At 34.0% G+C, this 18,429-nt stretch carries 21 protein-coding genes; 9 read left to right on the top strand and 12 right to left on the bottom strand.

Going from position 1 to position 18,429, the window contains the following annotated elements; all coding sequences use genetic code 11:
• Nucleotides 1-219: 219 nt before the first annotated feature.
• The 5 genes from ACQY44_RS16650 (at nucleotide 220) to ACQY44_RS16630 (ending at nucleotide 4,095) form a co-directional block, all read left to right on the top strand.
• Nucleotides 220-660 carry a DinB family protein gene (locus ACQY44_RS16650; protein ID WP_428231430.1) on the top strand — a complete coding sequence of 147 codons (441 nt, stop codon included), beginning with the start codon at nucleotides 220-222 and terminating at the stop codon, nucleotides 658-660.
• Between the two features lie 6 nt (nucleotides 661-666).
• On the top strand, nucleotides 667-1,380 hold the full coding sequence (locus ACQY44_RS16645; RefSeq protein ID WP_428231429.1) for an NRDE family protein: 714 nt from the start codon (nucleotides 667-669) through the stop codon (nucleotides 1,378-1,380).
• 356 nt (nucleotides 1,381-1,736) lie between these two features.
• Nucleotides 1,737-2,714 (top strand): M20/M25/M40 family metallo-hydrolase, encoded by a 978-nt coding sequence (locus tag ACQY44_RS16640; protein ID WP_428231428.1) that lies wholly within the window; start codon nucleotides 1,737-1,739, stop codon nucleotides 2,712-2,714.
• 35 nt (nucleotides 2,715-2,749) lie between these two features.
• The gene (locus ACQY44_RS16635; RefSeq protein WP_428231427.1) at nucleotides 2,750-3,427 is read left to right on the top strand and encodes an SDR family NAD(P)-dependent oxidoreductase; all 678 of its coding nucleotides are present in this window, start codon (nucleotides 2,750-2,752) and stop codon (nucleotides 3,425-3,427) included.
• 71 nt (nucleotides 3,428-3,498) lie between these two features.
• On the top strand, nucleotides 3,499-4,095 hold the full coding sequence (locus ACQY44_RS16630) for a SprT-like domain-containing protein (protein WP_428231426.1): 597 nt from the start codon (nucleotides 3,499-3,501) through the stop codon (nucleotides 4,093-4,095).
• Nucleotides 4,096-4,176: 81 nt separating this feature from the next.
• Here the strand turns inward: ACQY44_RS16630 and ACQY44_RS16625 are convergent, their stop codons facing one another.
• The 6 genes from ACQY44_RS16625 to gcvP form a co-directional block, all read right to left on the bottom strand.
• Entirely contained in the window at nucleotides 4,177-4,938 is a 762-nt protein-coding gene (locus ACQY44_RS16625; protein WP_428231425.1) for an ABC transporter ATP-binding protein, read from the bottom strand.
• On the bottom strand, nucleotides 4,938-5,684 hold the full coding sequence (locus tag ACQY44_RS16620) for an MlaE family ABC transporter permease (protein WP_428231424.1): 747 nt from the start codon (nucleotides 5,682-5,684) through the stop codon (nucleotides 4,938-4,940). Before ACQY44_RS16620 ends, ACQY44_RS16625 begins: the two co-directional genes overlap by 1 nt.
• 80 nt (nucleotides 5,685-5,764) lie before the next feature.
• A complete protein-coding gene (locus ACQY44_RS16615; RefSeq protein WP_428231423.1) occupies nucleotides 5,765-6,664 on the bottom strand; it encodes a glycosyltransferase in 900 nt (299 codons plus the stop codon).
• A gap of 26 nt (nucleotides 6,665-6,690) precedes the next feature.
• Entirely contained in the window at nucleotides 6,691-7,233 is a 543-nt protein-coding gene (locus ACQY44_RS16610) for a methyltransferase (protein WP_428231422.1), read from the bottom strand.
• A gap of 222 nt (nucleotides 7,234-7,455) precedes the next feature.
• Nucleotides 7,456-8,514: a 3-oxoacyl-ACP synthase III family protein gene (locus ACQY44_RS16605; protein WP_428231421.1), complete on the bottom strand. Its 1,059-nt coding sequence runs from the start codon at nucleotides 8,512-8,514 to the stop codon at nucleotides 7,456-7,458.
• 402 nt (nucleotides 8,515-8,916) lie between these two features.
• The gene (gene gcvP / locus ACQY44_RS16600; RefSeq protein WP_428231420.1) at nucleotides 8,917-11,766 is read right to left on the bottom strand and encodes an aminomethyl-transferring glycine dehydrogenase; all 2,850 of its coding nucleotides are present in this window, start codon (nucleotides 11,764-11,766) and stop codon (nucleotides 8,917-8,919) included.
• A 216-nt stretch (nucleotides 11,767-11,982) separates the two neighbouring features.
• Between gcvP and ACQY44_RS16595 the strand changes: the two genes are divergently transcribed.
• Complete coding sequence (locus ACQY44_RS16595) at nucleotides 11,983-12,792, top strand: hypothetical protein (RefSeq protein ID WP_428231419.1); 810 nt, start codon at nucleotides 11,983-11,985, stop codon at nucleotides 12,790-12,792.
• Nucleotides 12,793-13,003: 211 nt separating this feature from the next.
• Here the strand turns inward: ACQY44_RS16595 and ACQY44_RS16590 are convergent, their stop codons facing one another.
• On the bottom strand, nucleotides 13,004-13,402 hold the full coding sequence (locus tag ACQY44_RS16590) for a DUF1090 family protein (protein ID WP_428231418.1): 399 nt from the start codon (nucleotides 13,400-13,402) through the stop codon (nucleotides 13,004-13,006).
• 351 nt (nucleotides 13,403-13,753) lie between these two features.
• On the opposite strand from ACQY44_RS16590, the gene ACQY44_RS16585 reads away from it, so the two are divergent.
• A complete protein-coding gene (locus tag ACQY44_RS16585; protein ID WP_428231417.1) occupies nucleotides 13,754-14,308 on the top strand; it encodes an AidA/PixA family protein in 555 nt (184 codons plus the stop codon).
• A 10-nt stretch (nucleotides 14,309-14,318) separates the two neighbouring features.
• Here the strand turns inward: ACQY44_RS16585 and ACQY44_RS16580 are convergent, their stop codons facing one another.
• The 5 genes from ACQY44_RS16580 to ACQY44_RS16560 form a co-directional block, all read right to left on the bottom strand.
• Nucleotides 14,319-14,765, bottom strand: a complete 447-nt coding sequence (locus ACQY44_RS16580) for an SRPBCC family protein (protein WP_428231416.1) — start codon at nucleotides 14,763-14,765, stop codon at nucleotides 14,319-14,321.
• A 48-nt stretch (nucleotides 14,766-14,813) separates the two neighbouring features.
• Nucleotides 14,814-15,722 (bottom strand): TIGR01777 family oxidoreductase, encoded by a 909-nt coding sequence (locus ACQY44_RS16575; RefSeq protein WP_428231415.1) that lies wholly within the window; start codon nucleotides 15,720-15,722, stop codon nucleotides 14,814-14,816.
• Nucleotides 15,723-15,783: 61 nt separating this feature from the next.
• Nucleotides 15,784-16,170: a hypothetical protein gene (locus tag ACQY44_RS16570; protein WP_428231414.1), complete on the bottom strand. Its 387-nt coding sequence runs from the start codon at nucleotides 16,168-16,170 to the stop codon at nucleotides 15,784-15,786.
• Nucleotides 16,171-16,188: 18 nt separating this feature from the next.
• Nucleotides 16,189-16,536 (bottom strand): hypothetical protein, encoded by a 348-nt coding sequence (locus tag ACQY44_RS16565; RefSeq protein ID WP_428231413.1) that lies wholly within the window; start codon nucleotides 16,534-16,536, stop codon nucleotides 16,189-16,191.
• Between the two features lie 68 nt (nucleotides 16,537-16,604).
• On the bottom strand, nucleotides 16,605-17,108 hold the full coding sequence (locus tag ACQY44_RS16560; protein ID WP_428231412.1) for a GbsR/MarR family transcriptional regulator: 504 nt from the start codon (nucleotides 17,106-17,108) through the stop codon (nucleotides 16,605-16,607).
• A 370-nt stretch (nucleotides 17,109-17,478) separates the two neighbouring features.
• Here ACQY44_RS16560 and ACQY44_RS16555 point away from each other — a divergent pair, with 370 nt between their 5' ends.
• Nucleotides 17,479-18,138: a hypothetical protein gene (locus ACQY44_RS16555; RefSeq protein ID WP_428231411.1), complete on the top strand. Its 660-nt coding sequence runs from the start codon at nucleotides 17,479-17,481 to the stop codon at nucleotides 18,136-18,138.
• Between the two features lie 91 nt (nucleotides 18,139-18,229).
• The gene (locus ACQY44_RS16550) at nucleotides 18,230-18,406 is read left to right on the top strand and encodes a DUF1843 domain-containing protein (RefSeq protein ID WP_428231410.1); all 177 of its coding nucleotides are present in this window, start codon (nucleotides 18,230-18,232) and stop codon (nucleotides 18,404-18,406) included.
• Nucleotides 18,407-18,429 lie beyond the last annotated feature (23 nt).

Below are 18,429 nucleotides of genomic sequence, written 5' to 3'. Positions count from 1 at the left end.
TAAAAGCCCTTTCAGACACAGCTGTCTGAAAGGGCTTTCTGTTTTTAGTAAGAATAGCTCTGATGAATCATTCAAAAATGATTTGCGAAATAAATGAATTGTTTTTAACGCTTCGGAAAACTATAGATAAAGTATTAACGTACATTATAATAGGATTGACATAAACTTATTACCCGTACTGTAAAAATAAATTGTTTAATCTTCTAAATTTAAGTAGCCATGTTACTAAAATCAATACATCATAGTTTAGATGAATTAATTTGTCTATTAGATCAGGTGTCTGATCATGATTATACAAAATCTTGCGAAGCCTTAAGCAATGCAACGATTGGCGAACATACAAGATATATTCTGGAAATGTTTAAATGCCTTGAAAATGGATATGATTCAGGAATCCTGAATTATGACTATCGCGAAGGAAACAATCAGATTCAAACAGAAACCGAATTTGCGAAACAATGCATTGTCGAGATCAAAATGGGATTAAAAAGCGAAAACAAAACCCTCTATCTCGAAAAAGTAATCAACGGACTTGGTATCAGGATTCAGAGCAGTTATTACAGAGAATTACTTTATAATCTGGAAAATGGCATGCATCATCAGGCTTTAATTAAAATTGCCATTTTGCAATTCGAGAATATGGCGGTTAATGAAATATAGAAAGTAATGTGTACACTAAGTTTTGTAAACAGTAATGGAGTTGTTATTATCACTTCAAATCGAGATGAGAAGGTATTTCGTCCTGCGGCTGTTTCACCCAGAAATTATTATCATAATGGTAAAAACATTATGTATCCAAAAGATCCGAAAGCCGGTGGAACCTGGTTTGCAGTTGATGAATACGGAACTGTATTAGTAGTATTAAATGGCGGAATTGTAAATCATGATCCCGTGTTTCCTTACAGAAAAAGCCGTGGATTAATTGCTCTGGATATTATTTCGAGTGATTCGCCAAAGGACTTGTGGGCAGAAATTGATTTGGAAGATATCGAACCGTTTACTTTGGTTTTATATCAGAAAGCGGCATTGTATGAATTTATTTGGGATGGTTTCGTCAAAAGGGCGACACCGCTAAATGAATCTCAAAACCATATCTGGTCATCAGTTACTTTATATCCTGTTGAAGTTAGGCGAGGAAGGGCAATGTGGTTTGGTCATTTTTTAAGAAACAAAAAAGCAATCTCAGCTTCAGAAATTTTCGATTTTCATCGCTATACCAAACGCGATGATTCTGAAAATGGACTGGTTATCAATAGAGAAAATACCATAAAAACAGTAAGTATCACGCAAGTCATAATCGAACAGGATAAAGGTGTAATGAGATATTGTGATTTAATAAAAGCACAAGATTTTTCAACTTCTTTTTCAAGTATCAAATAACTTCGGGTATTATCTGATTTGTCCGCCATTTGTAATTGAAGTAATTTTAAAGTAATTTAATTTTAATAATCTCTTTTTTGGATCACTTATAACTTATATTGGCTTAACAGAAAGTATATTACAAGAGCAATAAAGTTAAAATAGTATTATATTGCAGGAACTTTGAGAATTGTTTATTTTGATTGTAGTTTTACAAACTTTTTTCAGGAATAAATCAATTTTTAAAGGATGTGGTGCCTGTTTTTACTCTATTATTTTATTGTTCTAGAAAGAATTCAGGTGTTTAAAGTGTATAAAATAGTTTAAATCGTCTGCTTTAGAAATTTAAGTTCTGAAGTATAATTCAATCTTCAATTATGAAAAAACTGTACTTTCTTCTTCCGTTTGTTTTATTAAGTTGCAAATCAAATCCTTCTGCAGTAAACGAAAATGGGGCAAAGAAATCTTCTAAGCCTGTTGAGATTACCTATAAAGTAGCTGAAACGGAAGTTTCGGATTTCCTGAAATATCTTTCTTCAGATGAGTTAGAAGGTCGTGAAACCGGTACAAAGGGGATAGAAAAAGCGGCCATATTTTTAGAGGATTTCTTTAAGAAAAACAATATTAAGCCATATTTTGCTTCTTATCGTGATACACTTACTAATTTTAATCCGCCAGCGTATAATATAGTTGGAGTTTTAGAAGGAACAGATCCTGTTCTAAAAAAGGAGTTTGTAGTTTTAAGTGCGCATTACGATCATATTGGTCTGGAGAAAAAGCAACAACCGGATGTTATTAATAACGGTGCGAATGATGATGCATCAGGAGTTACGGCTGTTGCGCAAATGGCCAAATATTTTAGCGAGACAAAATCGAATAAACGCAGTATTCTTTTTGTGTTTTTTGCCGGTGAAGAAAAGGGTTTGCTGGGATCTAAAAGTTTGGTGCAAAAACTTAAAAAGCAAGACTTCAATTTATATGTGCAATTGAATATTGAAATGATTGGTGTGCCAATGAAACGCGATTATCTGGCTTACATTACAGGTTTTGATAAATCGAATATGGCCGAAAAGATAAATGAATATACCGGTAAGAAAACAATAGGATTTCTGCCAAAAGAAGCGGAATATAAATTGTTTTACAGATCTGATAATTATTCTTTTTATGATGTATTCAAGAAACCGTGTCAATCGATAAGTACCTTTGATTTTGAAAATTTTGAATTTTATCACCATGTTTCGGATGAATTTAAAGTAATGGATATTCCGCACATGACTTCTTTTATTCAGGAATTTTTGCCGGCCGTGACTAAAATCACTACTTCGCCAACCGAAGAAATTACGATGAATAAATAACTGGTCCTTTTATCTGATTTGCTTATTTTTGTTTTATGAAAAATATTATTGTTACCGGGACCAGTAGAGGAATTGGTTACGAATTAGCATTACAATTTGCTAATGCCGGAAATCAGGTTTTAGCCATTTCCAGAAAAATACCTCAAACGCTTTTAGAACATCAAAATATTACGTGTCTTTCAGTTGATTTGTCAGACGAAACTGCTTTGCAGGAAGTAGAAAGTTTTCTTTCTTCGTCCTGGAAAAAAGTAGATGCAGTCGTTCATAATGCAGGGGCTTTGTTATTAAAACCTTTTGCCGAAACCACTCAGGCTGATTTTGAAAGTATTTATAAAGTGAATGTTTTTGCAGTGGCAAATCTTACGAGAATTTGTATACCGTATCTTCAAAGAGGAAGTCATGTCGTTACAATTAGTTCAATTGGAGGCGTAAGGGGAAGTCTTAAATTCCCGGGATTAGCCGTTTATAGTTCAAGCAAAGGCGCTGTAATCACTTTAAGCGAATTGTTAGCAGAAGAATACAAAGAGCAAGGGATTTCTTTTAATGTTTTAGCTTTGGGATCTGTTCAGACAGAAATGCTGCAGGAAGCTTTTCCAGGATATCAGGCACCCATTTCAGCAGAAGGAATGGCTACTTATATTTATGATTTTACGCTTAATGGAAATAAGTACTTTAACGGGAAAGTTTTGGAAGTTTCTTCCACTAATCCTTAGTTCAATTTGCAATATTCCAATCTCGATAGTAAACCTTTAACTTGTGACATATAACTTTTAACGTAAAAAAATTGAACGAAACCCTAGCAAGATACATACCCGAACATGCTGTAAAGCCTGTCTTTGATTTGATTGTTGCCAATCAGGTTCATCTTAAGATCGTAAACGAACGTCAGACGCGTCATGGAGATTATAGGAGGGGACCAAGCGGTAAACATGAGATTACGGTAAATTCGAGTTTAAACAAATATCGTTTTTTGATTACACTGATTCATGAGATTTCGCATTTAGTAGCGTTCGAAAAATTTGGACGAAACATAAAACCTCATGGAAATGAGTGGAAGCACACTTTTCAGCGTATGATGATTCCTTTTATACGTCCGGAGATCTTTCCCGGTGGTTTATTGCCTTTATTAGCGAGACATTTTAAAAATCCATCTGCAAGTAGCGACACAGATACTACTTTGTCTCTGGCCTTAAAGCAATACGATGTGGGAAGCGATAAAAACTATGTTTTTGAAATTCCGTACGGAAGTGTCTTTAGAATTAAAAACGGTAAAATATTCAAGAAACTAGCGGTAAGGACGAAACGTTTTGAATGTATCGAAATCAGTTCAGGAAGAACATACCTTTTTAATCCTAATGCTGAAGTAGAGCTGATAGATTAAATCACAAATAAAAAAATCCAAATTCCAATACTGATGTGCATTAGAATTTGGATTTTTTATTTTGGAACCTGAATAAAACCTTTAACCTTTTAAATAAGCTTCTCTTACTTTTTTAAACAGATTTGAAGAATAAACAAATTTTACAATATCTTTATTATCAGTTCTGAAAATCTCCTCTTTAGTTCCCTGCCACGCTTTTACTCCTTTTTTTAAGAAAACAATATTTTCACCAATTTCCATCACCGAGTTCATATCGTGCGTATTGATTACAGTTGTTATATTGTATTCTTCCGTAATTTCTTTAATCAGATTATCGATCAAAGTTGAGGTGTTTGGGTCTAAACCTGAGTTAGGTTCATCACAAAATAAATATTTTGGATTATTTACAATCGCACGGGCGATAGCCACACGTTTTTGCATACCTCCTGAAATTTCAGAGGGTAATTTCTTGTGTGCATCAATCAGATTTACTCTTTCTAAAACAAAATCAACACGTTCTTTGATTTTAGCTTTATTATCGTTTGTGAACATTTTTAATGGAAAAGCGACATTTTCTTCAACAGTCATTGAGTCAAATAAGGCACTTCCCTGAAAAACCATTCCAATTTCTGTTCGTAATGCTCTTTTTTCGTCTGGATTTAACTCAGAATAGACACGCCCGTCAAATTCAATTGTTCCTGAATCCGGGGTGTGAATTCCTAGCAAAGTTTTTAATAAAACGGTTTTTCCGGATCCACTCTGTCCAATAATCAGGTTGGTTTTTCCAGTTTCAAAAACCGTCGAAACGCCTTTTAAAACCTTACTGTCGCCAAATGATTTTTCTATGTTTTTTACTTCTATCATTATCCTAATAATAATTGAGTTAGTATATAATTAAAAAGAATAATACAAACGGATGTCCATACAAAAGAAACTGTACTTGCTTTACCTACTTCTAGTGCCCCACCTTTCATATAGTATCCGTGAAATGACGGAATTGTCGCTAATAACATGGCGAAAATTAAAGTTTTAATAAAGGCATAAGTAATGTGAAAAGGAATAAATTCCATTTGAGCACCCTGAATAAAATCTTCACTAGTCGAAAATCCTCCGTATGCACAAGCAAGCCATCCACCAAAAACACCTAAAAACATACTAATTCCGATTACAAAAGGATACATTAGTAAAGCTGCTATTTTAGGGAAAACAAGATAGTTTAACGAATTAACACCCATAACTTCTAAGGCGTCAATTTGTTCTGTAACACGCATTGTTCCAATACTGGAAGTAATGTAAGATCCCATTTTTCCGGCCATAATCACCGAAATAAAAGTAGGGGCAAACTCCAATATTACTGATTGACGTGTAGCAAAACCAATTAAATATTTTGGAATTAGTGGATTAGTCAAATTTAGTGCGGTTTGAATGGCTACAACCCCTCCGATGAAAAAAGAGATAAAGCAAACGATGCCAAGAGAATCAATTATTAAATCGTCGATTTCTTTGAAAATCAATTTTTTCATGACAGGCCATTTGGTCTGTTTATTGAAAATTTCTTTCAGCATTAAAAAATATTTCCCTATTTGGGATAAATAACGAATTAGCATCATAGTTTTACAAATATTGGCTAAGGTAAAAAGAAGTTATGAGTTTTGGGGTATGGGTTAAGGATTTTCGGTAGTTTTCCGAATCAAATTAACTTTTGTTTCATTTTCTTAAAACGATAATTTCTAATAAATTTAGCCTGTTCGGGTGTAACTAGTAAGGGAGTTTTGGCTTTTTTAGCTTTCCAGAAACCTCTTATGTAGTCCAAAAATAAAAATGGTTTTTTCTTCATCATCGCCAGTTTTGCCGATGCTATTGCGGTAATCCAAAAACCATAACCCAGCGTATAGAAGGCTTCTCCTTGTTTATAACGTGCTGTTTTGTTGTAGTTTGCGCCTGTTGGTTTAAGGTGTTTTACGTGTAAAGAAGGGTCTGTTACTATTTTCCAATCGTAGTATTTACACAGTAACTCGTCTACTGTGTCCCAGCCCATAGCCGGTTTTAGTCCTCCAATTTGTTGATAAGTGTCCTTTCGGTAAGCTTTCAGTGCTCCGCGAATATGATCTTTATCGGTTAGGTTTTCTAAAACCCAATCACCATTTTTTTCGATGTAACAAAATCCTCCAACCATTCCAATTTTGGGATCAGATTCAAAATGTTTAATGATAGTTTCAAAATAATTGGCAGGAAAAATTAAATCGCCATCTATCTTTACAATGATGTCATAATCACCATCTAAAGTTTCAAAACCTTTCTGAAAGGCCTGAATTACTTTGCTTCCGGGCATATGAATCGAATCTGAAGTTTTGTTTACAACAGAAATAAAAGGATTTTCCTTTGCAAACCCCAATACCACTTCTTCTGTTTTATCAGTCGAATTGTCGTTTACAACCACCACTTTTGATGGCACGACAGTTTGCGAAACCAGAGATTGCAAAGTCAGGCCAATTAAATCCTGTTCGTTGTGCGCGGGAATAACAATGTAGTAAGCCCCCCAACCCCCGAAGGGGGAGCTTGATGAATTTTGTGAGTCTGAATTCTTCATTTTGTAAAATTTGTTCGGAAACTATTTTATTCCCCCTTGGGGGTTAGGGGGCTTTTCTCTGCCACAACAATATAATATCTTGGTGTGAAATATCTTAATAAGGGTCTGAATCCAAACTTTTTTACAGGATGTGTAAATTTTTGGCGGTCCGTAATTTTCCAGCCTGTTTTTTCTAAAAGCCAGTCTAATTGCCAATCTTCGAATTCGTGATAATGTCTGTCCCACATGTCAGTTTTCGATCGATATGCCGGTGAAAACCATAAACGTAAAGGAATTGAAATTAGCAATTTATCACATTTTACGTTTTGTAAAATGGTGTAAGGATTTAGTAAGTGTTCGAAAATTTCAAATGCAGTAAAAACAGTATATTGTTCCGTTTGTAAAGCCGTTTGATCGTTGTCTAAATCTTCGCCTTTTGTATTTTTTACGGTATAGCCATTTTCTTCCATTATTTTAGAGAATGGATTTGGTACGCCAAAATCAAAAATAGTTTCTGATGTATTAACGTGTTTTTGTAAAAACTCTAAAGTAAGTTTGAATCTTTTATTCGGAAACGTTTTTTCGTACATAGTCGTTGCGAGGAACGAAACAATCTCTCGTTCTTGATTTTATAATTAGGTCGCAAATATACTAAAAAAGTATTCAGTGTTCAGTTTTTAGTGAATAGTGTAGTTATTAGATTTACAGTGTTCAGATTTTAGTTGGTACAATTAGTTACTACTTTTTAGACGGAGATTAAATTCTGCGTAAATACGACTGAATACTAAAAACTGAACACTGAATACTATAAATTAATATCTATATACAAATGCATTTACATTCATTCCTGCTCCAACAGAAGCAAAAATAACAACATCGCCTTTGTTGATTTGATGATTTTCTATTTTTCCTTGTAGCAAAAGATCAAAAAGAGTAGGAACGGTGGCAACGCTGCTGTTTCCTAAATCATGAATACTCATTGGCATAATATCTTTTGGTGCAGTTTTATCATATAATTTATAGAAACGATCGATAATGGCTTCATCCATTTTTTCATTGGCCTGGTGAATCAGGATTTTCTTCACGTCATCAATTGCAATTCCGCTTTTGTCCAGGCAGCTTTTCATCGCACAAGGAACCTGGCTTAAGGCAAATTCGTAAATTTTGCGACCATACATTTTGATGTATTTGATGTCCGGATCTAAGTCAGGATTGTATGATTTTCCAAAGTATAAATAATTGGCTTCTTCATTCGCAAAAGTGGCACTTTCGTAAGATAACAAACCTGATTCATCATCTGAAGCTTCTAAAATTGAAGCTCCGGCACCATCAGAATAAATCATAGAATCGCGATCATGATCATCAACTACTCTTGATAAAGTTTCAGCTCCAATTACCAAAACGCGTTTTGCCATGCCTGATTTAATAAAAGCATTGGCCTGCAAAACCCCTTCGATCCAGCCCGGACATCCAAAAAGGATATCGTAAGCCACACATTTTGGGTTTTTGATGTCTAATTTGTTTTTTACGCGCGTTGCTAAACTTGGTAAAATATCCGTTTGATTTGTTCCGGATTTTACATCGCCAAAATTATGGGCGAAAATAATATAATCTAAAGTTTCACGATCGATATTAGCGTTTGCAAGTGCTCTTTCAGCAGCAAAAAAAGCTAAATCAGATGAGGTATGTTGATCTTCGGCATAACGACGATTTTCGATTCCGGTAATGCCTTTGAATTTTTTAATTACAACTTCGTTAGGGTAAGCAAAAGGAGTTCCGTCTTCATTCAAAAAAACATGATCACCGAAGTCAGTATTGCTTACTTCTTTATTTGGAATATAACTTCCTATGCCTATTATTTTTATTTTCATTAGTCCTTTATTATCCGATAAATTTATGGCTAAATTATAAATAAATTTATGATAACTATCATAAAAAATACTATGCATGCATATAATTATGAAATAATAATTATTTATTGGATTTATTGTTAATTTTTTAATGAAATTTGGGTTTAACCGAGATTTCAAACGTTTGAAATGATTTCTCAGACGGATTTTTTTCTTAAAGATTCAAGAAGTTTTTTTGTTTAACTAAGGGCAAAAGAAGATTAACAAAATGTAAGGTTAAAAAAATGTTACAGATATCACAGATTCATTTTTTTTTGCTTTTTAAACGAAAAAAAATATAAAAATATTTTTAATCTGAGGAAAAAAAATACCCCGGTTCCGGAATTTCGGATCGGGGTATTGATGTAATTGTAAAACTTATTTTTAGTTTTCCATATAAGCTTCGATAGGAGCACAACTACAAATTAAGTTTCTGTCTCCAAAAGCATCATCAGCTCTTCGAACTGAAGGCCAGAATTTGTTCTCAGCAATATAGTCTAACGGGAAAGCAGCTTGTTCTCTGGTGTAAGGAAAATTCCAGGTCTCAGTTGTCAGCATGGCTAAAGTGTGAGGAGAATTTTTCAATACGTTGTTGCTGTCTTCGATTGTTGCAGCTTCAATTTCTTTTCGGATCGAAATCATAGCCTCACAAAAACGATCTAGTTCTTCTAAGTTTTCACTTTCAGTTGGTTCGATCATTAAAGTTCCTGCAACCGGGAAAGAAACTGTTGGGGCATGGAAACCATAATCCATTAGACGTTTTGCGATATCTGTTACTTCGATTCCTTTTTGTTTGAAAGGACGACATTCTAAGATCATTTCGTGAGCGGCACGGCCCATTTCTCCGGAATATAAAGTATCGTAATGTCCGGTTAACTTTTCTTTAATGTAGTTGGCATTCAGGATTGCATGCTCTGTAGCGCTTTTTAAACCTTCAGCACCTAGCATCGAAATGTATCCGTAAGAAATCAAACATACTAATGCAGATCCCCAAGGAGCAGCAGAAATAGCTGTAATTGCAGTTTCTCCTCCTGTTGGAATTACCGGATTTCCTGGTAAGAAAGGAACCAATTGCGGCGCCACACAAATTGGGCCAACACCCGGACCTCCACCACCGTGAGGAATTGCAAATGTTTTGTGTAAGTTTAAGTGACAAACGTCAGCACCGATTGTAGCAGGATTTGTTAATCCAACCTGAGCGTTCATGTTTGCACCGTCCATATATACTTGTCCACCATTTTCGTGGATCAATTGTGTAATTTCCTGAATAGCACTTTCAAAAACACCATGAGTAGATGGATATGTTACCATCAGACATGATAAATTGTCTTTGTGTAAAATTGCTTTTTCGCGTAAATCTTCAACGTCGATATTTCCGTTTTCTAAAGTTTTAGTAACCACCACTTTCATTCCGGCCATTGCAGCAGAAGCTGGATTTGTTCCGTGGGCTGATGAAGGAATCAAAGCAATATTTCTGTGATCGTCCCCACGAGATTGGTGGTACGCACGAATTACCATAAGCCCGGCGTATTCTCCTTGTGCACCTGAGTTAGGTTGCAAAGTCGTTCCGGCAAAACCTGTAATTACATTTAATTGTTGCTCTAATTTTTTCAACATTTCCTGATATCCTTGTGCCTGATCAAGCGGAGCAAAAGGGTGAATGTTATTCCAGTTTGGATTACTTAACGGAAGCATTTCTGCAGCAGCGTTCAATTTCATCGTACAAGAACCTAATGAAATCATCGAGTGGTTCAATGCCAAATCTTTACGCTCCAACATTTTGATGTAACGCATTAAGGCCGTCTCAGAATGGTATTTGTTGAAAACATCATGCGTTAAGAAAGCAGAAGTTCTGTTTAACGTTTCCGGATAATGATTGGTTTCTGTTAAATCAGCAACTGTAGTAGGCTGTAACGAAAGCGCTTCAGCAAAAATAGTGATGATATCGTTTACATCAGAAACACTTGTAGTTTCGTTTAACGAAATTGAGATCGTGTTTTCATCAACATAGTAAAAGTTTACTTCGTTTGCTTCTGCAACTGCTTTTACTTTTTTAGCATCAGCTTTCACTAAAATAGTGTCAAAGAAAGCGGAGTTTAATTGCTCAATCCCTAAAGTTTTCAATTCGTTTGTTAAAGTTGCCGCCGCAGCATGTACTTTGTTTGCGATATATTGTAAACCTTTTGGACCGTGATATACGGCATACATTCCGGCCATTACAGATAATAAAACCTGAGCGGTACAAATGTTTGAAGTAGCTTTATCACGTTTGATATGTTGTTCACGAGTTTGTAATGCCATACGTAAAGCACGGTTTCCGTTGGTGTCAACAGTTACCCCAATAATACGTCCAGGCATGCTTCGTTTGTATTCGTCTTTTGTTGCAAAGTAAGCAGCGTGTGGACCTCCGTAACCTAACGGGATTCCGAAACGTTGTGTTGTTCCTACTACAACTGCAGCTCCCATTTCTCCCGGAGGCGTTAATTTTGCTAAGCTCAAAATGTCAGCAGCAACGGCAACTTTAATTTCGCTTGCAGCTGCTTTTTCGATAAAAGCTGTATAATCGTAAACTTGTCCGTATTTCCCCGGGTATTGTAAAATAGCTCCGAAGAATTCAGTAGAGAAATCAAAAGTTTCGTGGTTTCCAATTACTAATTCAACGCCAATTGGTGTTGCACGAGTTTGTAAAACCGAAAGTGTCTGAGGAAGAATTTCTTCTGAAACGAAAAATTTATTTACGTTGTTTTTCTTTTGATCACGAGAACGAACGTCTAACAACAAAGCCATAGCTTCTGCCGCAGCTGTTCCTTCATCAAGTAAAGATGCATTTGCAATTTCCATTCCTGTAAGTTCAATTACAGTTGTTTGGAAATTCAAAATTGCTTCAAGACGACCTTGAGCAATTTCGGCCTGGTAAGGCGTATATGCTGTATACCATCCCGGATTTTCGAAAACGTTACGTTGGATTACTGCAGGAACAATTGCCTGATTGTAACCTAAACCAATGTAGGTTTTGAAAATTTTATTTTTATTCCCTAATTGTTGAATATGGTTTGAAAACTCATATTCTGTCATAGCTGGATCTAAGTTTAAAGGTGCTTTTAAACGAATGTCATCCGGAAGGGTTTCGTAAACAAGTTGTTCGATCGATTCAACTCCAATGGTTTGTAACATGTGTTGAAGATCTGTTTCTCTTGGGCCAATGTGTCTTAAAGCAAAAGCATCTGTTCTCATTTGTAGCTATCTAATTTTTAAAGGCAATGTAATTCACGATGTTCTTTGACTTAATCAAGTGTAACACAACGTTTATTACATTTTATAGTAAATGTGTTGTTTTTTTGTGGCGCAAAATTAAGTATTATTAATAATTTAATAGGTATTTTTAACTTCAATTTTTATGAAATTTACAACTAAAGAGTTGATTTGTTAATAATTGATTAGATTTAATAAATGAAACAAGTAAAACAGATATTCGATTTTTACCTGAATAGCAGTATTCATGTGGCTTTATCCTGTTATGCTTTGGTTCGTATTACGTTTTATGTGTTTCATATTCAGTACGATGAACCAATGGCTTTGTTCGTTTTTTTTGGAACAATTGTAGGGTATAATTTTGTTAAATATGATGCTTTGGTTCGTGTCAAGAAAAAACCAATAGGAAATCAATTGAAAATTATCGCTGTTTTGAGCTTCGTTTCACTCGTTTTAGTTGGTTATTATTTTTTTCATTTAAAACGCATTACCCAAATTGTTTCCGTTATAATTTTTGTGATCACGGCACTTTATACTTTACCTTTTTTTCCTAATCGAAAAAATGCCAGAAATTGGGCAGGTGTAAAAATTTATATCGTAGCGCTTTGCTGGGTTGGAGCGACTTTGATTCTGCCTTATATCAATGCTGAAATTCCCTTTACGGGTAACTTTTATATAAAATGTATTCAGCGTTTTGTGTTGGTTTTTGTATTGATTCTAGTTTTCGAAATTTTAGATTTGGCCAACGATGATCCGCATTTAAAAACGGTTCCGCAGAACATAGGGGTAAAGAGAACTAAAATTCTGGGGTTTTCACTTTTAGTTCCGTTTTGGATTGTTGGGATATTGACATTCAGTTTTCATGATCTTCTGATAAATCTTATCATGGTAGTCATGCTGATGCTGTTTATCTTGTTTGCAAACCCAAACCGATCTAAATATTATACCTCTTTCTGGGTCGAAAGTGTGCCGGTTTTTTGGTGGCTGATGATTGTGTTTTTTAAATAAGCGAAATACAGGTATAATAAGTTCTAATGATTTATTTTAGAAAATATCATTTTTCATGTTTTGGGCGTGTCCCTGCGGGTCGGGCTTTCGGCTATATCTTTTATTTCGTTAGCACTTCATAAAAGGATACCGCCTCAATCCCTCACGCAAGCCGTAAAATGAGAAAATCCCTTTTCAATCTAAAATCAACAAGAACAAAAAAATTAAATAATTATTTCGTTTTTTGCTCTGCCAAAGCTTTACTCAAATCAGCTTTTGCTTCATCCAGTTTTTTTCTTTTCTTGGCGATTTTTTCTTTGCTTTCGTTTTCTTTGATGGCTTTGTTTAGATCATCGGTTTTCTCCTTAACCTTTTGTTGTTTTTCTTTTACTTTTTTATCGAGGTCATTTTGTACTGTTCTTGTCGTACAGTTTTTTTTGGTTTTAGTTATTGCATCTTCAACACCTTTGATTTGATTTTGATTACCGGCTTTTTTCGCTGCAGTTAGTTTGATGTTTAATTCGCATAATTTTCTTTCGCAGCCTTTTAAAGTAGTACAATTGCTTTGCGAAAAACCAATAAAAGAGATGGCGAAAAATGCTATCGATAAAATTTTAGTCTTTATTGTCATAAGTTTATTTTTTTAAGAAGATTAATAGAAATCTCTAAAATAGATAAATTTTCTCACTAATTATTTCTTTTGAATATTTTTCGATCTTTTTAATGTACAGAATGTTTTATAGAAAAGGAAGCGAGGATGCATGAGATGAAGTTATTATTTTTGATGATCAGGATCATGATTAAGTATTTAAAACTAAAGTAATTCAGTTTCTGAAACTTGTTTCAAAAACTTATTTTTTTTCTCTAAATTTTTCACGACTTGGTTTCTTCGTGTTATGACATGAAATTTGGTGTTTATGCCATTTCTTTTAAGAAGTGTGTGTGTTTAATCTAGTTTTGATATATAAAAAATACATATATCATGAATCAAAAAGTAAAAGCTAGTTCTGAAACTATCGATGTTCTTATTGTAATAAATGCTGAATATATTAAGAAAAATTATCCTCGAAATACGGATCCTAATAATGCTCAAAAAATAGATCATAATAACCATTATTTGATAAGCCATAATCCAAGAGAAATCGTTTTGGGTCAGGGAACGGCAGATTTAGGTATAAAAGCAAAACTAGGAGATATTTTTTATTTAAGGACTACTACAATTCATCAAAATAATGATGATTTCGCAGTAATTGTATACAAAATTGAACATGGAAATGGAAATACAATCTTTACTCCATTTCAATGGGATTTTAGCTATACTAATGCTGTACAGTTTAATATTGATACATATCGTCCTCTACCGCCATTATTTAAAAGACAATATTTTGCCAATTATAATGCTAAAATAAAAAGCGAAGGAACAGAAAATGTTTTTATATATTTGGCACTTTATGTTCTTAGTAATAATGGCGAAAGTCATGAATTATACGGGTATTATTATTGGGATCCACAATTCAAAGTTGATTTTATTAAGTAGAGAGCCCAAATCAGGACATTGCGATAGTGATTGATACCTCTTTTAAAACCTTATTTCTTTCCAAAAGGAATTTTATTAAGTGCTTTTTCAAAAATAAAATATCAAACATTTTTCCTAATATCCCAAACGGAGTTTCGTATTGCATTTTATCTTCCATAATCGTAATTCTGTTTTCTTCTTTAAAAAAATGTTCGTGTCTATAAGATTTGAATTTTCCTTCTTCCATTTCATCCACAAAATAATCGTAGAAATTCATGGCAGTGATTCGGCTTTTATGAGTAAGATAAAAGCCAAAGTGTTGGCCTCGCCAGGTTACCGTTTCGTTTAAATTGATTAAGCCTGATGTTATCCCGGCAATTGCCACTTCACTTGTTTTACTGGCTGATTGTTGGTGAATGTCTATGTTTCTGGATGCATCAAAAACGATTTGTTTGGGTGCTTTTATTTTTGTTGTCATGATTAGTGTGCGTTATCTTTGTCAAAGTTTAAAACTTTGACAAAGATTTTAGGTTAAAAGATCACGGAAAGCATTATCAATATTTGCAAACTTAAATTCAAATCCATTCTCCAAAAGTCTTTTCGGAATCACATTTCTGCTTTTCAAAACCAATTCAGTTTCTGTCCGGATAAAGAAAGATCCAATTTCAAGTAAAAATTTGTTCATCGGAATTCCGAAAGGAAAACCAACAGCTTTTCTAAGTTTTGTCATAAAATCAGCATTGCGAATTGGTTCCGGTGAAACAACATTTATAATTCCGGAAATTTCTTTTCGAATTATAAAATCGACTGCATTCACAAAATCTTCTTCGTGAATCCAGCTTATAAACTGATTTCCTTTTCCTTGTTTTCCTCCAAAACCAATTTTTGCCAAAGTCTTCAACGGAATAAAAGCGCCGCCATTTTTTCCTAAAACAATCGAAGTTCGTAAAGCCGTTTTTAAGGTATTTGGAGTTTCGGTTTTAAAGAATGCTTTTTCCCAGGACAAAGCAACATTTATAGAAAAATCATTTCCAATTTCGCCATCAACCTCATCCATTTTTTTATCTAATGAAAATCGATAAATAGTTGAGGTTGATGAATTCAGCCAGTGTTTTGGTGGATTTGTACAATTTAAAACCGCTTTGTTTAGAACTTTTGTACTTTCGATTCTGGATAATAAAATTTCTTTTTTGTTTTCTTTGGTATAACGGCAATCAACAGATTTGCCTGCAAGATTTATTAAAACCGTTGCATTTTCCAGTTCCTCTTCCCAGCCGGAAAAAGTCTTTGCATTCCAGTTTACATATTTGATTCCGTTAACTATTTTTGAATTTCCTCTGGTCAGAATTACAATTTCTTCAAATTTATCTTTGAAATGATTAATAAGAACTTGTCCTAAAAAACCGGTTCCGGCTGCAATTATAAGTTTGTTCATTTTATTCAGTTGTGTTAAGCCCGACAGGTTTTTAAAAGTTGTCGGGTTTCATGATGAAACGTTATGCTTTAAAAACCAATCTTTCTTCTTGTTGCCCTTCTTTGGCTTTTCTTTTTCCTCTAAAGAAAAAATATAAATTGAAAAATAGCATTATTCCCAAATAGATAGAAAATTCGCCAATTTTGTAACTTAATCGTTCTATTAATTCCTGATAACTGTTGTTGCTTAATTGTAATTCTAAAATCATTAAAGCAAAACCAATATTTAAAAGATAAAATCCGGTTTCGAAAAGTTTATTTGTTGCCTGTGCAATATCTTCACGGCCTTTAAAAATGTCAAGCATAAATATTTTTCCGTTTTTGAAAAGTGTTTTAGAAACGTAATAAGTAAGGAATAAAGCAATTGGTAAATAGATTCCGTAACCGATTAAAATTTTTGTAGTTTCCATGGTATTTAATTTAAGATGTTATTTAATTAATTTATGAATGTACTTGGTTAAAATTATGATATTCAGATAATGTAATAGTGAAATAATAAAAATTATGATGGAAGTTTTTATTCCGATAGTTTCAATTAATTGTGTAGATGAACTGATTTTTTGCCAGGAAATAAGCGTCATTGCACAATACCCAATATTTAAAAGATAATAGCCTAAAAGCAAAACCTGATTAATTTTCTGGCAGATGTCTGCATGATTTGGAATCAATTCGGCGACATACACATTTCCGTTCTTGTAGCATATTTTTCCAACTTTCAAAATGATGAAAATCGTGATGCCGAGATAAATAAAATATCCTATGATGTTGAGATTCATAATTGTCATTTATTTTTAAACTTTCAGAAAAAAATGAAAGTTTTGTTTAAATTTTTTTAGGTCGAGATTTACTTCATAATTTTAAGGACCAAACGTCCTAACCAGTTTTCATTGAATTCCGTCATTTTGTCTAGCATATTATCAGCCTTTAAAACAAAATCATACAGTTTGGAGGTCTGATCAACAAAGTGTTTTTCTTCTGGAGAATCTTTTGCATCAATTGTCGAAACCTCTTTTAAGATTCTAAGAGCAGGTTTAATTTCTCTTTTGCTTCTTTCTCTGGCAATTTTTACAGCTAACTCGTCTAAATCTTTTTCAGCAGTAAAAAACTCCCTTCTTTCTCCGGCTTTGTATTCTTTGTAGACAATTCCCCAATCCATTAAAGCTTTTAGGTTCATGCTGGTATTTCCGCGGGAAATTTGCAATTCCTCCATGATGTCTTCCATAGAAACAGGTTCGTTCGAGACCATTAATAAAGCATGAATCTGTGCCATGGTTTTATTAATTCCCCATTGAGAACCTAATGCTCCCCAGGTTTGTACAAACTTATTTTTTGCTTCTTTGAATTCCATGAAACAAATGTAAGTAAAAGTTTTTAAACTTTCAATAATAAATGAAAGTTTAGTATATGAAGTGTTTATATAATATTATAAGCGGTTAAAATTCATCAGATTTTACGTGTAAGAATATTCTGTGACATTTTTTAACTGTTTCATAACCAATAATTTCCATTTTATACCATTTTGTCCAAAGTACCTTTTTATTTCTTATAGTTTTGAAATACAAAATAAACCCCTATTGTATTATTAACGTGTTTATAATGATACAGTTAACAAATCAGATATGTGGAGCAGAACCCACTAAAAAAACGAACTGTTTCGCACAGTAAAAAGCGAAGGCGGATCTGAAAAGCCAAACGAGTAGGAATAAAAATTTATTATTATGCAAGCAATACCTGTAAAAGTAAAAAACGTAAATGTGTATCCTTACATTGACTGGACTGGTGGAGGCGTTGGGCCCGTTATTCTTCCTATTATTGAAGGAGCCAGTGGAACCTATGCCGTGGGCACACTTTTAATGTCTGTGTTCTACAATCTTGATCTTGATTTACAGACTCAAAAGCCTAAACTGGGTATACACCAGAGATATGTGGCTATAGGAGAAACAGAAGATGGTACTCCTTTCAATACGCCGTGGATGTATTGTACAAATGCAAGTAGCCAACCGGAGTTTGGAAGAACGATAACCCTTAATAAGGAAGATGCTGCAGCTATTAACACAGGAGGTATACCGCCTTATATTACCCTTGGTCCGCTTACCAATATTACAGCTACTCAGTTATTTCCGCCACCGGCAATAGGGGAGAGACTACTGATTGAAAATGGTTCAGGTAATATTATTGCTACCCGAACAGGTACTCCTCATGAAATGGGAATTGAAGTAACTGGTGGTAATCGCGTAGGGCAATTAGCAGCGGGGATGAAAAACATCATAATTACAGGAAAAAACAAAGAAGGCAAAACGGTTACTCTGGGTAATTTAACTTGTCTGAGTCCAAATGAACCAGCCCTTTTTTTACGTCAGTTTGGCCCTGAAAATTAAAAAAAGGAGTGTCTCCTGAATAGCAAAATTTGGGTTATAAAAGAGATAAATCCTGAACTAGCACAAATAATAATCAATAAAGAGAATAACTATGGGAGTAATTATGCCTTATGGCGTCGCCATTAGAGAAGCTATAGCCTCAAACGATTTAACAAAAATGGAAGCTATTGCAGAACAAGCGAAGAAAACAATAAAAGACCAAGGAGACTTAGGTACAGCTTTGTTAGAATTATTGGACGCAATAGAAGCTCTAAAGAATAAAAAATAAGGAGAGGTCTTAAAAACAAACTG

Source organism: Flavobacterium sp. (genome assembly GCF_965277525.1).
GTDB lineage: Bacteria > Bacteroidota > Bacteroidia > Flavobacteriales > Flavobacteriaceae > Flavobacterium.
This window is presented reverse-complemented; position numbering and strand designations above follow the sequence as displayed.